Annotated in this window: 13 protein-coding genes; 9 read left to right on the top strand and 4 right to left on the bottom strand. The window is 37.5% G+C overall.

Annotated elements, in window-relative coordinates:
• Positions 1–293 precede the first annotated feature (293 nt).
• Positions 294–1,805, top strand: a complete 1,512-nt coding sequence (locus RQ359_RS10155) for an APC family permease (protein WP_457921196.1) — start codon at positions 294–296, stop codon at positions 1,803–1,805.
• Positions 1,806–1,883: 78 nt separating this feature from the next.
• On the opposite strand, the gene RQ359_RS10150 is transcribed toward RQ359_RS10155, so the two are convergent.
• Both RQ359_RS10150 and RQ359_RS10145 read right to left on the bottom strand, forming a co-directional pair.
• Positions 1,884–3,293 carry a phytoene desaturase family protein gene (locus tag RQ359_RS10150; protein ID WP_156016558.1) on the bottom strand — a complete coding sequence of 470 codons (1,410 nt, stop codon included), beginning with the start codon at positions 3,291–3,293 and terminating at the stop codon, positions 1,884–1,886.
• A complete protein-coding gene (locus RQ359_RS10145) occupies positions 3,290–3,757 on the bottom strand; it encodes a sterol desaturase family protein (RefSeq protein WP_240900056.1) in 468 nt (155 codons plus the stop codon). The genes RQ359_RS10150 and RQ359_RS10145 overlap by 4 nt, the downstream gene beginning before the upstream one ends.
• 124 nt (positions 3,758–3,881) lie before the next feature.
• Here RQ359_RS10145 and RQ359_RS10140 point away from each other — a divergent pair, with 124 nt between their 5' ends.
• From RQ359_RS10140 to RQ359_RS10105, 8 genes are all read left to right on the top strand, one after another.
• Positions 3,882–4,721 carry a phytoene/squalene synthase family protein gene (locus tag RQ359_RS10140; RefSeq protein WP_156016562.1) on the top strand — a complete coding sequence of 280 codons (840 nt, stop codon included), beginning with the start codon at positions 3,882–3,884 and terminating at the stop codon, positions 4,719–4,721.
• Positions 4,691–5,389 (top strand): lycopene cyclase domain-containing protein, encoded by a 699-nt coding sequence (locus RQ359_RS10135; protein ID WP_156016564.1) that lies wholly within the window; start codon positions 4,691–4,693, stop codon positions 5,387–5,389. The genes RQ359_RS10140 and RQ359_RS10135 overlap by 31 nt, the downstream gene beginning before the upstream one ends.
• A complete protein-coding gene (locus RQ359_RS10130) occupies positions 5,374–6,249 on the top strand; it encodes a hypothetical protein (RefSeq protein ID WP_083477015.1) in 876 nt (291 codons plus the stop codon). Before RQ359_RS10135 ends, RQ359_RS10130 begins: the two co-directional genes overlap by 16 nt.
• A 173-nt stretch (positions 6,250–6,422) precedes the next feature.
• Positions 6,423–7,853, top strand: a complete 1,431-nt coding sequence (locus RQ359_RS10125) for an MFS transporter (protein WP_156016566.1) — start codon at positions 6,423–6,425, stop codon at positions 7,851–7,853.
• A 141-nt stretch (positions 7,854–7,994) separates the two neighbouring features.
• Positions 7,995–8,258 (top strand): hypothetical protein, encoded by a 264-nt coding sequence (locus RQ359_RS10120; RefSeq protein WP_054839024.1) that lies wholly within the window; start codon positions 7,995–7,997, stop codon positions 8,256–8,258.
• A 349-nt stretch (positions 8,259–8,607) separates the two neighbouring features.
• On the top strand, positions 8,608–9,399 hold the full coding sequence (locus tag RQ359_RS10115; RefSeq protein ID WP_156016568.1) for a hypothetical protein: 792 nt from the start codon (positions 8,608–8,610) through the stop codon (positions 9,397–9,399).
• A gap of 12 nt (positions 9,400–9,411) precedes the next feature.
• Entirely contained in the window at positions 9,412–10,998 is a 1,587-nt protein-coding gene (locus tag RQ359_RS10110; protein WP_156016570.1) for an ABC transporter ATP-binding protein, read from the top strand.
• Positions 10,995–11,990, top strand: coding sequence for an energy-coupling factor transporter transmembrane component T family protein (locus RQ359_RS10105; protein WP_240900058.1), 996 nt, complete (start codon positions 10,995–10,997; stop codon positions 11,988–11,990). The genes RQ359_RS10110 and RQ359_RS10105 overlap by 4 nt, the downstream gene beginning before the upstream one ends.
• A gap of 5 nt (positions 11,991–11,995) precedes the next feature.
• Here RQ359_RS10105 and RQ359_RS10100 read toward each other — a convergent pair whose 3' ends face one another.
• Together RQ359_RS10100 and RQ359_RS10095 are read right to left on the bottom strand one after the other, a co-directional pair.
• Positions 11,996–12,874 (bottom strand): metal-dependent hydrolase, encoded by an 879-nt coding sequence (locus RQ359_RS10100; RefSeq protein ID WP_457921195.1) that lies wholly within the window; start codon positions 12,872–12,874, stop codon positions 11,996–11,998.
• A gap of 156 nt (positions 12,875–13,030) precedes the next feature.
• A complete protein-coding gene (locus RQ359_RS10095; RefSeq protein WP_156016574.1) occupies positions 13,031–14,287 on the bottom strand; it encodes a M20/M25/M40 family metallo-hydrolase in 1,257 nt (418 codons plus the stop codon).
• Positions 14,288–14,520: the final 233 nt, after the last annotated feature.

Raw genomic sequence — 14,520 nt, 5'->3', positions numbered from 1 at the left:
TCGACTGCCCACCAAATGAGAGATGTAATCCCGAATCGATGGTGGGAACTATGAACCCTCTGGAGGGGAACCCTCGCCCTTCCAGGGCGGGGAGGAAGTCAGTATAAAGCAAAAGCTACATTGTCTTCTTGTAAGAAAAATGGGCGTATCAACATTTTTCTCTCTAAAAATCATGGCAATATTTTAAGTAATATAAATTAATCACGGGATCTGATATCCCTTTTAGCTAAAAGACTTTAAGCTTATCAAAGAGAAGACTTAAAACCACATAAAATATATACCCACGAAAATTCATGGGAGAAAATTCAGTTTTCACGCGTGAATCTTCCGGTCTCATAAAGGACGTAAATGGTATAGATGCAGTTATGCTAAATCTTGGAAATATGTCAGCTGGGGTTGCACTATACATCAGCATAAGCCCTTTTATTCCTCAAGGAGGAATCATTTGGATTGCAGCAATTATAGGTTTGATCCTAACTCTACCTCAAGCTTACATTTACAGCTATCTTAGTGGTAAGATCGCTAGAACGGGTGGAGACTACGTTTGGATTTCCAGAACCTTTAACGGTTTTTTGGGAACTACAATGGCATTTGCTCTTATGATTGAATCTACGGCATACTTCGCTCTTATAGCCTTCTTTTTCTCTCAGGCAATAGGTTCAGTTCTAAGCACTATAGGAAGGATGGATGGAATAACTTCTCTGGTATCGATATCAAATACACTTAGCGCGCCTGTGTATTCTTACTTGTTAGGTGCAATGATATTTGGAATAGCGATAGGCTTCAACATACTGAAGGCAAAGTGGGGTTATGCTTTAGTGACAGTAAGTGGTTTGATAGCAATGGCAGCTACAATAATAGCAATGGTTGTTTTAGCTATGAATTTAGGAGACTTTCATACTGCAATATCTAAGTTCATCTCAGTTGAGGGAATTACTCCTCCTTCAAACTATGCATCCTCTGTGGCTCCGTTTAGCTTAGTTGCTACAATTGGAATTCTTCCCATCATTGCAATATTCACATATCCATGGATGCAGGCAACTCCTGCTGTCGCCGCCGAAGTGAAAAAGGTGAAGTTTGTAAAGTACGGAGTCTTCGTTCCTCTCTTAATAACTGGTGCTCTAGTGACTCTAGGCTTCTTCTTGATGTACCAAGCTGGAGGATACGCATTCACAAATTATGAGTTCATAAATAACGGATTCACCTATACCTTCTGGACCGTAGCTATAGGGCTCACAAACAATTTACCGCTTCAGCTTTTCATGGGAATAGGCTTGTTAATGTGGGAGTTCTCAATTCTAGCTTACGGTGTAGTTGTCTTCGCCAGATACATATTTGCAATGGCCTTCGATAGAGTGTTCCCAGAGATATTTACAAGGTTAAACAAAGGAGGATCTCCGGTTTATACTCATGCTTTTGATCTTGCTCTCACCCTGGGATTATTAGTGTTCCCCGTAGTTTCAATATCAGGCGCTACTTCGCTTTATGGTGCAATAGTAATTGGAATGGTATATTTTATGGTGGTAAGTATAGCTGCACTCCTATACGGTTCTAAGAATAAAGCCCCAGCTCTGATAGTTGCTTCCGTTATTGAAATTGCTTACTTCCTGTTCTTAACATATGAAGCAGTAACGAATCCAACATTTAGCTTCGTAAATTCCAATGGAACTCCAAATCCCATTACCTTAGCTTTCGTAATCCTTTCCTTCGTAATAGGAGCATTGATATTTCTTGCATCTAAGTTCTATAATAAGAAAAGAGGAGTCGATATAGACTTAGCATATAAGGAAATACCTCCAGAGTGACCTCTAATTTTTTTAAGAATTAAGAGAAAACATAAAAGAAAATAACTTAAAGATAATATAAATTTATATTTAAATTTTCTATTTTTTAGACCAGTTTAATATTTTATCTCCTAGGATCATGGCAGATATAGTTACCATAGGAACTCCTATTCCAGGCTGGGTGTATTGACCAACATAGAACAAATTAGATAGTTTTCTGTTTTTCATAGGAAGTCTAAACGGACCTGTCTGATCTAAAGTATGAGATAATCCGAAGGCAGACCCCTTATATGCGTTATAATCCTCTTCGAAGTTCACGGCTCTATATACCTTTTCGTATTTTATATGGAAGCTACTTCTAGTCTTTGCTTTGAAATCATCAATTACTTTCCTGACATAATCTTGATAATTTGGAAGTAAAAGTCCAGGAGAAACTGGTATAAGAAATACCAAGTCCTTTCCCTTCAAAGAGCTGTCAGTAGCTTTCCTATAACTTACGTAGTAAGACATATTTTCAGGGTCAGGTTCATTTCCCTTAGAAATTGAATCAAAGTGTAATTTCCAATTTCCGTTGATGAAGATTCCGTGATGTGGAGCATTAACTTCTCCTTCAACTCCAACATAAGCTAAGACTGCAGATGGAGAAAGTTTTCTTCTCTCCCAGTAGGATTCTCCCCTCATTGTGTATTCCATAGGGAGCAGAGTATCAGCGTAATGATAATCCATGTTAAATATGAACACGTCTCCTCTTTCCACGTCTTCACCTGATCTAACAGAAATGACCTTATCGTTATCTACGTCTATCTTATCTACCTCATGATTGAACTTGAATTGAACTCCAGACTTCTTACAAGCTTCAAATAGTTTAGTTACGTATCCTGCAAATCCTCCTTTGGGGTAGTAAACTCCCTTTCCGTATATTGCATAATTTACCATTGCATAAACTGCTGGGGTGTTGAAAGGAGAACCGCCAAGAAAAACTGAGGAGAAACCTAAAGCCTTCAATAGAAAATCGTCGGAGAAATATCTCCTGTTAAATGAATCTAAGCTGGTAAATATTGGAAACCTCTTTAAGTTGCTTATTATTGCTGGATCGAGGAAATCCGAAAATTTCATCTCTTTAAATAGGAATTTCTCCATAGCCAGAGAATACATGAATTGAGTGTCTTCCAAGTAGCTTTCAAAGTCCTTAAACTGAGAAAGGTCATGATTAAATTCCTCGCTTCTCTCTAGAATGTTTAACTTCCCCGTATATAAGGAAAATAAAGGGTTAACTTTCATTATTTGAGGAGGTTCTTCTCCTACCTCATGGAAGAATTTTTCGAAGACTTCAGCCATCAAGTACCATGATGGTCCCATGTCAAATGAGAATTCCTCATGTGAGAAGCTTCTAGCCCTTCCACCTGGCTGATCCAACTTTTCTATTATAGTTACTTCCTCTCCCTTCTTTCTTAAATAAAGTGCAGTTGAAAGTCCCCCTATTCCAGCTCCTACTATTACTACTTTCATGCCTTTTGCCTCGCTTCCTCCGGTATCTTATCTATTCCTCTTATTACCAGAAGGAAACCCCAATTTCCTCTCCCATCACGATGATGTACGTCGTGAACAAGTATTAACTCCCTAAAGGGTTGGTGTCTTAAACCCCAAGAACGTAAATGTAAATGTCTGTCGTGTATTATCATATCGTGCACAAAAGCATAAGCAGCACCGTAAGCTGTCATTCCTACAGCTACTGCAAAAGGAAGCGGATTTCCAGTTCTTAACCACTCAACAATCAAGAGTATTGCAATGCCCGCGAAAATTATTCCAAATGCATCGTTCTTTTCAAGTTCAGCTTGTTTCTTTCTATGATGATCCTCGTGTAGGAACCAAAGAGCTCCGTGCATTACATACTTATGAAGAAATCTGGCTAAGAATTCCATTCCGAAGAAGGAGAGGATTCCGATTGCAGTGAGCTCTAACGTTTCTAACATAGGATAAAAGGAGAAAGACGACATAAAAGGTTCTATTAGTTGAATTTTAATTTCCCTTTAAAACAAGTGTTAAGAAAATTTTTTACACAATTACTTTTGCTGGATGTTTAATAAACTCTTAGTTATGAAGGATCAGCTTAACAGCATTTTCAAGAAGGGCAGCATAACTTACTATAACAGCACGTTTCTTTTCCCTCGAGAGATTAGGAGAGATGTGACGAAACTTTATGCTTTCGTTAGGGTTTTTGATGATCTAGTTGACTCCGTTCCGCAAAAGGTTAAAGAATTTTACTCACTCAGAGAATTATATTATAAGGAACTTGATAACGGTTCTAGTGGAGACGTAGTATTATCAAATTTCGTTGAGATGATGAGGAGAAGAGGAATTAAAGAGGAATGGGTTGAGGCATTCTTAAACTCTATGGAGAGTGACTTAAAGAAGAAAGTATACTATACAATAGACGAGACCTTAGGCTACATGTGGGGATCTGCAGAGGTAGTGGGTCTTATGATGATGAAAGTACTTAACTTAAGGGATGAAGCTACATACCACGCTAGAATGTTAGGTAGAGCAATGCAATATCTAAACTTCATTAGAGACGTGAAAGAGGACATGGAAATGGGAAGACAATATTTGCCTGTTAACGAAATGAAGGAATTCAAGGTTTCAAGTCTGCTAGAGTGCAACGAAGCTTTCAAGGAATTCATGAGATTTAACCTCAAAAGGTATTTCTTCTTTCAAAAGGAAGCCGAAAGGGGATATCATATGATACCTAGTAGATATTTGATTGCAGTAAAAACTGCTGGCGATATGTACAAGTGGACCGCAAGGAGGATAATGGCCGATCCTTGTGTGGTCAATAGAATGAAGGTAAAACCTAAAAGGAGAAGAGTGCTAGCTCGAGGTTTATATAATTTCTTGGGTGTACCTATTTGGAATTTAATATCTTTCTACCGCATTTAGCCTACGTCGAAATTGATTCAATGATATTTTTCCCTACCTTGCTAATATCAATCCTTTTCAAGGTCAGAAGATATTATAAGTCATTAGCATTCTCTATAGGGATAGTTGCCCCTCTTTACGTAATATGGGACTTCTTAGCTACTCTTAAGGACTCTTGGAGTTTCAATCCTAAGTGGATCTTAGGTATTCGAATTGTTGATCTTCCCATAGAGGAGGTATTTTTCTTCATTGTTACGCCGTTTGCTACCCTCTTAATATACGATTTTGTAAGAACTAAGATAAGTGACAGGGAAGTGAATTGGATTACAAGAGAATTGATGATATTAATAGCCTTGTTTCTTCTCGCAATAGATGTATTTTTGACGGAGTACTCATATACCTTCATAGTATTGATTTATTTATCATCGTCAATTCTGCTTGTTGAGTTCCTCGATCCTGAAATGTTCAGATCCAGGAACTATTGGATATTCCTTGGATTAACATATATTCCTTTTTTGATCTTTGACTATTTCCTGACGTCATTGCCGGTGGTTGTTTATGGTCCTCATTCAATTCTAGGGGTTAGAATATTCGCAATTCCAATTGAGGATGCAATATACTCCTTTTCAATGATGAATTTCTATACTGTATTTTATAGAAAAGGTGTAAAGGTTTGGAATTCCGCATGATTGAGGACATGTTTTCAAGCAAAGACCCTTCAGTTGTGGAGAAAATATATTCTCTAGATAGGAATTCTATAATAGAGTGGATGAGAAAAAGGGAAACCGCACAAATGAAAGTGTTGCAAACGGGTAACGATGATATAGCTGTGGTGATACCTACGGCTGACGTTGAAAATCAACGCGCCAAGGAATCGATGAGAATATTCTCAGGAGCTAAGATTGTAATGGTTGAAAGTAAAGGGAATTTCTTTAATTACGCTAGGAGCGTTAACAAGGGGTTGTCTATTGCGTTGGAAAGTTCACCTCGTTGGGTCGTGATCTCTAACGATGACGTTCACGGCGTAGACAACTTAAAGAAGTTGAAAGACGAACTTTCAACGTCAAGCAAGGGAATGGTTCTAGCCAAACCTTCTAGATACCACTCCTATAAGGTTTCTTTGATTAAGCTGAAACCCTACTTCCTGAAGGGAATGAACTTCATTGGAAAGTTTATGAAAATACCTCCTGCAGAAGTTTATAGTTACCTTCAGACGAAATACGGTGCAAAGCTGGGAGTTACAACTCTTACTATAATAGACTCAATGATAGGATTAATGAGGAACTTTGCTGGAGAGGTGAAAGATTCATTCGTTAACGGAGGAAGCTTCATGGTTTTGAATAGAAGGGCGATAAACGGTAAAGTTTTCGACGAGACCTTCATAAACGGTTATGAAGACGTTTACCTTTCAATGAAGATGAGAAATGATATGGAAATCGTGAACTTTAGAATAAACGAGGAAAGGGGAGCTAGCCTAGGTTTCGGTAAGTTAAGATTTTATAGATCCTTCGTTAACGAGATATATCTTAACTATCTCCTTTGGGGATAACGGTATAATAGACGAATTAAGGATTTTATTTTATAACCTTTCTAATATAGATAGCAGAAGACGTAAGAAAAATTCTCTACTTGATCTTGATTAACATCATTATAAGATTTGCTCAATCGTTCAAAATATTCTATTACATAAACTTAAAAGTTCGGCTCCTAAATGAAATTATCATGAACAGGACAATCACGCTAGCTATAGTCTCAATAGGAACCCTTATGGCAGCTGTAGATACTACAATAGTGCTGTTAGCGTTACCGTCATTGACAATATCTCTCCATACTGATCTATATCATACTATCTGGGTTTTACTTAGCTATTTGTTAGTGCTTTCTGTTCTGTCTACTCAAGCGGGAAGGATAGGCGATATCTTGGGAAGATCGAGAGTATATAATGCTGGCTTCGTCATTTTCACTTTAGCCTCTCTTATGTGCGGTCTCTCGAATGAAGTTTATGAGTTAATATTGTTTAGGCTGATTCAGGCGGTTGGAGGTGCGTTTCTGACCGCAAATAGCTATGCAATAATAGCAGACAACTTCCCTCCTAATGAGAGGGGAAAAGCTTACGGCATAACTACCGTAGGGTGGAATGTTGGAGCGTTACTTGGCATAGTCCTCGGTGGAGTACTAACTACCTTGGTAGGTTGGCAATATATTTTCTTCATAAACGTTCCAATAGGAATTGTTGCAGTAGTACTGGGAATAAGGAATTTGAAGGATTTGAACAAGGTTAAGACTTCTCTAGATATTCCAGGGACGGTATTGCTTGGGATTTCCTTGACTTTGATTTCCGTTGGGTCTATACTCATTGCCAGTAACGGAGTGAACTTATACGAGACTATCTCAATATTTGCTGGATTATTGATACTTCCCTTCTTCGTGTTAAACGAAATGAGGGTTAAGAGTCCCATCATAAACGTTAATCTATTCAGAGAGAAGTTACTGTCCTTTTCGCTTATGGCAAGCTTTCTGCAAGGAATAGGCGGACTTTCAATTACATTTCTGCTTATAATGTATCTTCAGGGAGTTAGAGGGCTTACACCGTTGGATTCTTCCCTATTCTTAACTCCGGGTTACTTACTAGCGAGCATATTGTCTCCCTTCATGGGAAAAATAGCTGATAGGGGAAATCCAGGGAAGGTAGCTGGAGTAGGTTTAATTTTCATTTTCGCTTCCTTAATGGTGTATTACTTCTTTCTGACGCCCAGTTCACCTTTGTTCTTTATTTTGTTGACAACGGCTATAACTGGGATAGGCTCTTCAATGTTTTGGCCTTCAAACGCTACAGCTATTATGTTCAGTGCGCCGAAGCAATATTATGGTTCAGTTTCAGGCGTATCTAGAACGCTAGGAAGTATTGGCACAACCCTAAGTTACGTCTTAAGCATAACGGTTGCGACTCTGTCCATACCTAGATATGTTGCATTCGAAATATTTCTAGGGACTAATGTATTAAACGGAAAAGTAGATAACGTATTCGTTTCAGGCTTACATGTAGCCTTTCTAGTTTCAGCTATAATTATATTGGCTGCTTCCATATTCTCAGTGCTGGGAGGAAGGACAAAGGAAAAGAGGAGAGAAGAGAAGGTTATGGTGAAACCTTAGATACTAAGACTAAATTTGTTTTTTATAAATTATATCAATTAAATTCTACTAGAATAGTATAAATGTTAACGACTTAGATTTAAACTTGTGAATTTAGTCTAGAAAGAATCTTTTTTATCCTTGAAAGTGTCTGTTGTTCGGTTGAATAATACGTTCAAAGACGACTTTTCTTTTTACTTTGCCATGGTAGATCAAGATATAATTCAATACAGCGAAGTCAAGCATCGATATTCAAAGGACGGCGTACTATTTTTCCTTGAAACTTTTCCCTTTCTAGTTTATACAGAGGATGATATAATACAGTCAATAGAGCTAAAACGAAAGGATTTGAAACAGTTTCTGGGTTCTATAATTAATGTAAATGAAACTAACGTGGACGATCTCATCAAAGAAGCCCTCAAGTGATTTTCCCCTCTTTTCATTCGTCGTGTAGATAACCTTAGTTGTCCCTTAACGTTATAGAGACTATGTTATGTTCTTTTATATCTTAAAAAAAGTCAAGTAATTATAATTCTGGATTATCTTATTACTATTTATATTACTATTCTAGTGATAATTTCATCTATTTCAGCATGAAAAGCTCTTCAAAATGACGATTTTTTAACATAAAATAAGGGGCTTAAAAGTTTTTAATAAACTCTAGATTTTTTCTCTCTTATCTTTCTATGAAATCTAAATACATTTCTTAATGATTATATAGTTTATATAAGAAATATAGATAACGTTTATTATTGAATTTAGTTTAAGGATAACCATGTCTGGCTTTAACGGAATAGAAGGAGACGTAAATGCACCTGGAGAAATACCTATATGGATGGCTGTTCTTTATTTCATAGTTGTAGGGGGAGTTTACGTTGCAGCGTTAGCAACTAAAAAAATGAAATTCAGTACCTTAGATTTAGTGTATATAGGAATAGGCGGAGCTCTCTCTGTAGTTTTGGAATTTTATGTAGGTCCAATATTTTCTAGGGCTATACCTAAGATTCCAGGACTAGATATCTCCTTTGGTTTGCGTCTTTTCATGGTCTCTATATTCGCCGCCATAATCAGAAAGCCGGGGGCTGCTGCAGCAATGTTAGCATTGTTCGATATTCTAGGGGATATATTTCACTACGGGTTTGGAGGCGAGCCAATTTATCTAATATATGAGGCATTTACTTACGGTTTCTTCATAGACCTTGTTACGTTCCTTTCAGGAAATCACCTATTTGGAATAGGAATGAAGAAGATGAGTGCTTCTAAGACACTCTTGGCAGGATTCTTCCCAGCAGCAGCTAGATTTTCCACAGTCACCATATCAGAGGAGGAAGAACAAAAGGACCTCTCTTGGGTTCCTCTAGTAATAGTACAAGCTATAGTAATAGGAATCCTAGTTTCTACAGCAGACCCAATATTTTACGATGGATTTTTTAATCCTTTCTTGTACGGAGGTGTAGTCACTTGGTCAGCTCTGATATTCAAGTTCGTAAGTTACATACCTTGGAACGTAATAACGGTTTTCTTAGCTGGTATAGTTGCTAGAAGGGTGGCTAAGGTTTTAGGTTAATTGGTGACTGAAATGAAAGTAATAGAAGTCAAAGATCTTTCTTTTACTTATTTGAATTCACAACGGCCTGCAATTGAGGTGGACGAGTTCTCAATAGACGAAGGGGAAAGCATACTTATAACTGGAAAATCAGGAGAAGGAAAATCAACTTTCATAAGTTGTTTGAACGGGGTAATACCCCACATGACTAACGGTGAGCTAAAGGGAGAAGTAAGGATTATGGGAATGGAACTTAAGTCCACTCCTATGCATAAACTCTCATCTATTGTTGGAACGGTTCTTCAAGACCCTGAGGCGCAGACAATAAATTACACAGTAGAGGAGGAAGTAGCATTTGGTCCCGAGAACCTAAAATTACCTCCAGAGGAAATAAGAGAAAGAATTAATGAATCCCTAGAAATAACTGGAATATCTTCCCTTAGAAATGAGGTAATTTACAACCTTTCTGGAGGTGAACTACAGAGAACCGTAATAGCTAGTATACTAGCTATGAGACCTAAGATCCTAATATTCGACGAGCCAACCTCCAATATAGATCCAGAAGGAACAAATAGAATTTTTAGTATGATCGAGGAGATGAGAGGCAAGAAGACTATCATCATTGTAGAACACAAGGTTGAGAGAGTGTTAAAGTTCGTAGACAGAGTAATCATGATAGAAAAGGGCAAGATCAAATTTGACGTTAGAAAAGACGAGCTTTTAGATCATGTGGATGAAATGTTGAATAACGGAATTGATATACCAGAACATTTCGTATATGCTAAGAAAATGGGTATAAGGTCAACTGACGTATTCGAAGTAAAGAAGAGACTGATCGAGACTGGAAACCACGTTGGTCCATATGAGAGGGATCCAGTTTCAGGAGAGTTGGTGATGGAAGCTTGGGCAAATGTCGCATCAAAGGAGGGAAGGGAACTTGTAAATGCATCAGTGAAGTTGAGGAAAGGAGAAGTGTATTCCTTGATGGGAATGAACGGTGCTGGAAAGTCTACTTTTCTAAAATCGATCGTAGGTTTCCTAGATAAAGACGTTAAGGTAGAGTCAAAGGTTGTAGTTGATGGAGAAGATCTAAGCAGGACACCCTTACCAAAGAGGGGATTGAAAATAGCTTATTTACCTCAGGAGTTCGACCTATCCCTAATTACGAGTACAGTTTTCAAGGAAATAGCCTTTCCCTTGAAAGTGAAAAAGGTTAAGGACTGGAACTCAAGGGCAAAGGAAATAATGGAGGCTTTCAATTTGACAAAATATGCAAACAAGGATCCTTTAACTCTCAGTATGGGACAGAGGAGGAGAGTAGCGATGGCTTCTTCTGTAGCGTCTGGAGCTAAGATAATATTAATGGATGAGCCTACCTCTGGTCAAGACTTCTTCCACAAAGAACTTCTAGGGAAGGAGATAATGGAGATGAGAAGAAAAGGATACTCGTTCATGATTGTTACCCATGACGCAAGATTTGCATATCGTTATTCAGATAGGATAGGTTTACTTTATAAGGGTAGGATGGTTCTGGAGGGAACGCCTGAGGAAGTTTTCCTTAAGTCGGCAGATTATGGCCTAGATCCTCCATCAGATTATCTTTTAAGGTGCAGACCTTGATAACCTATCATCTCCTGTCTATTCTCTATAGCAATCCGATTACTGATAACATACTTAGTTGGTTCTTTTATCTCTTCGGTATTACGTTTCCAATTTATGCCTTGATAGGCTTGATAGGAATAAAAGGCTTTCTCGCCATAACTAGATATGAGAAGGGAGATTCTTTTCTGTATAGACTAAATCCAGTCACTAAGTTAACATTGGGATTAGTTGTCATGATCATAGCCTCAATAACCATCTGGTGGGTAGGAGCTATTTTGACGGTTATAGGCTTAGGGTTATACCTTACATTAAACAACGGAAAAAGAAAGTTTCTCCTTGGGCTCTATCTAGCATTCTCTTCTATTATAGGAACATCTTGGGGACTTGCTGGATTTACTCCTCCAGACATACTTCATTTAGCCTTTGGTAATTACAATCCAGTTGTAATCTGGGTTTGGCCTTCATATTTCGCAGTTATGGGTTACGTCCACTTCATGACTCTACAAGCAATGGAGTACGCGTTTCAGGTTTCGATGAGGACTACGCCAATATTCATTTATTCGCTGATTCTAGTGATGACCTCAACTCCTTCACAAATAGTGAGGGCTTTGAGCAAGGTAAAAATACCTATAGAAGTAATCTTCTCTCTAGTCATCGCAATGAGAAGTCTACCAAGGATATTTGAGGCCATGGATACATCGGTTAAAATGCAGTTCATAAAGGGGAGAGGATACAACTCTTCTAAGTTTACTATGCCTATATATACCTTAATTGGAGCATTCTACGCTATGGTACCTACCATGATATACCTGCTTAGAGGAGCCAAGTACACTCAAATATCTGCTGACACTAGAGCGTTTAGGGCATACAAGGATAGAACTTATCTTAACGACATAAAGTTCACCGAGTCAGATTACGTTATTATGGGAGTTCTTTTGGCAGGCATAATTCTAGCGTTATTTGCCATAACTATGGGTTACGGAAGAGGAATACCATACGTAGGATATTGAAAAAATTACATTACTATTTCTTTAAATTTTAACCTTAAATGTATTGCTGCTATCAGTATCCCTAAAATAAAGGAAAGGAAAGCTAACGCAGTAGCTTTAATCAAAAAATAACTATTCAAATGAAACGGATCATATAATTCCAGTCCCTGAAATATTAATAAAGCTACACCTAAAGTCATGGTTCCTGCAATTATGGCCTTAGCGAAATTAGTTAGCCTAATAAATTGTAGTCTTTTTCTCCATACTTCTCCAACTCCATAGAACAAAATTATTCCTATAGTAATAAAAGTGTATTTTAGAAAAAGTATTTTAATGAAGTCTTCCCACCATCCAATCAAATTATTAGCTTCAAATAATTGAATAAAAATGAAACTAGTATAGAAAATAGTCCAATCGGCTAGTCTACTGTTCTTAAATGGTCCGTATACTCTAAGCCATGGCATTCCCTTGGACTCCCTTAATCCAATATCAGACGTTCTATTAATTAGTACAATAGGATCTTCTAATAGCCACATGAAACTTTTAGATCGTTTTATATTTCCTTCATAATCTATTTTAAAATTTTTTATAAATCTTCCAAAAGGAAATAATAATTCTATACCCCTATCAGTAGGAGATGTTAAAAGGTCTAGAGCCATATGAAGTAATACACCAAGTCCTAGATATTGATTAAAAAATAAAATTATTCCAGCAAAAAACAGATTATGAAATAAAGCTCGATGTAATTGAAACCTAGAAAATATAGCCCTACTCGTAAAAACATATTCCCTATCTAAGTCTGGTAAGGCTGCACCTATTCCTACTAGTATAGCTAATTCAAGGTTGCCATGAAATAATACAAGTGATATTGCTAAGGCAAACGTTATATGCGTATGCAGATTCATATCTAAGGCGGGAAGTTTACGTTTAAATCTCTTATCGTACTGTATATGAGTAATTAGATCAAAATATTGTTCTTAATAGTTGTATTTCAAGTTTGTTTCATTTTTTTCGCCAGAGACCCCGTCAGTAAGGGCGGGGTAGTTTATCTATTATTAAAGCTAAGATAACTTCTGTAGTAATAATCTCATCCATTTCTTAGCTATACGATAGTCTTCTTCGATTATGCTTTCGTTAAAGGAATGAATGTTTGAACCCACGTTGTCTACTCCGACTCCGTCTGCAATCTCATTGTTATTAAGTATTCTTGCGAAGTACTCCATGGGACCGGTTCCAGGGCTATTTGGTATAACGTTAGGGTCTTGACCATAAGTTTCCCTGGCAGACTCAATTAAAGCTTTGGCTATTCGGCTCTTTATGGAAGTTCTGTAGGGTTTGACCTTTCCCCACACTTTTAACTGAAATCCGTTAGGAAGAATCTTCTTCAGGGAGTCCAATACGACTTCAGGATCTTGATTGGGAACTAGCCTAAAGTCAATCTTAACGAAGGCAGAAGACGGTATAACGGTCTTTGATCCTTCTCCTGTATAACCGCTTTGGATTCCGGCTATATTGCATGTCGGTTCTTCCACCAACTTTCTCATAAAGTCTGAAGGCACTTCTTGAGCTAAAGCTTCTTCCATTCCTTTTTTATCTCCTCTCATGAGCTTAATCTCGTCATCGTTTAACCACTTCACATTATCATAAAATCCTGGAAGTTTAACCTTATTCCCTTCCTTCAAGCTGTTTAGGAACTTGACAAGTTCCCAAGCCGGGTTTCTGGTAATCGGAGCGTACATTGAATGTAGGTCTTTCTCGGTGTTTGAAGTTATCTCTACGTAAAGTAGTCCCTTAACCCCCAACACTATCTCTGGTGCACCGTCAGGTCCTCTACCAGACCCCTCCCACAGGACGAAGTCTGATTTTAGTCTATCCTTATAATCCTTCAGGAATTCCTCCATGTAAGGACTGCCTATTTCTTCAACGCCTTCAAAGAGGAACTTCACATTAACCTTGAGCTCCTTCTCCTTAGCCATTTCAATTATAGTTTGTAATCTAGCCATTAGGCTGCCCTTATCATCAGCAACTCCACGGGCGTAGATTTTACCGTCTTTTTCTGTGGGTTTGAACGGGTCAGTATTCCACTTATTAAGCGGTTCAACCGGTTGAACGTCATAGTGATTGTAAACTAACAAGGTCATGTTGGCTCCTACATTAATTTCACCTACTATGTAAGGATTAATTGCCTTATGTTGTATCAGCTCAGCTTCTATGTTATGATCTTTCATGTAATCCACTAGGTATTTAGCTCCCTCTACTCCCTTACCCTTAGCTGAGGTTGTATCTATAGTTAGGAACTCGTATAGATCTTTATCCATGATTTGATACAATAGATCTGGAAAATAAATTTCCGCGTCTTCACTTTAAGGCGCTAAAACATATATATATAGAATAGATATGGTAAAATGAAAACGTAAATTGTAGAAAGGATTGTAGAAAATAAAAGTATGCTATTTATATTATTTCTATGTTTATTTATATATAGATGTACATTTATATAATTTCTTTTTTTAAATAAACGCAAAATTTTCTTCTTAATCTTATTTAATTG

The organism is Sulfuracidifex metallicus DSM 6482 = JCM 9184, from assembly GCA_032834875.1.
Classification (GTDB): Archaea; Thermoproteota; Thermoprotei_A; order Sulfolobales; family Sulfolobaceae; genus Sulfuracidifex; species Sulfuracidifex metallicus.
The sequence above is the reverse complement of the archived record's forward strand: the minus strand, read 5'-3'. Positions and strand labels throughout refer to the sequence as shown.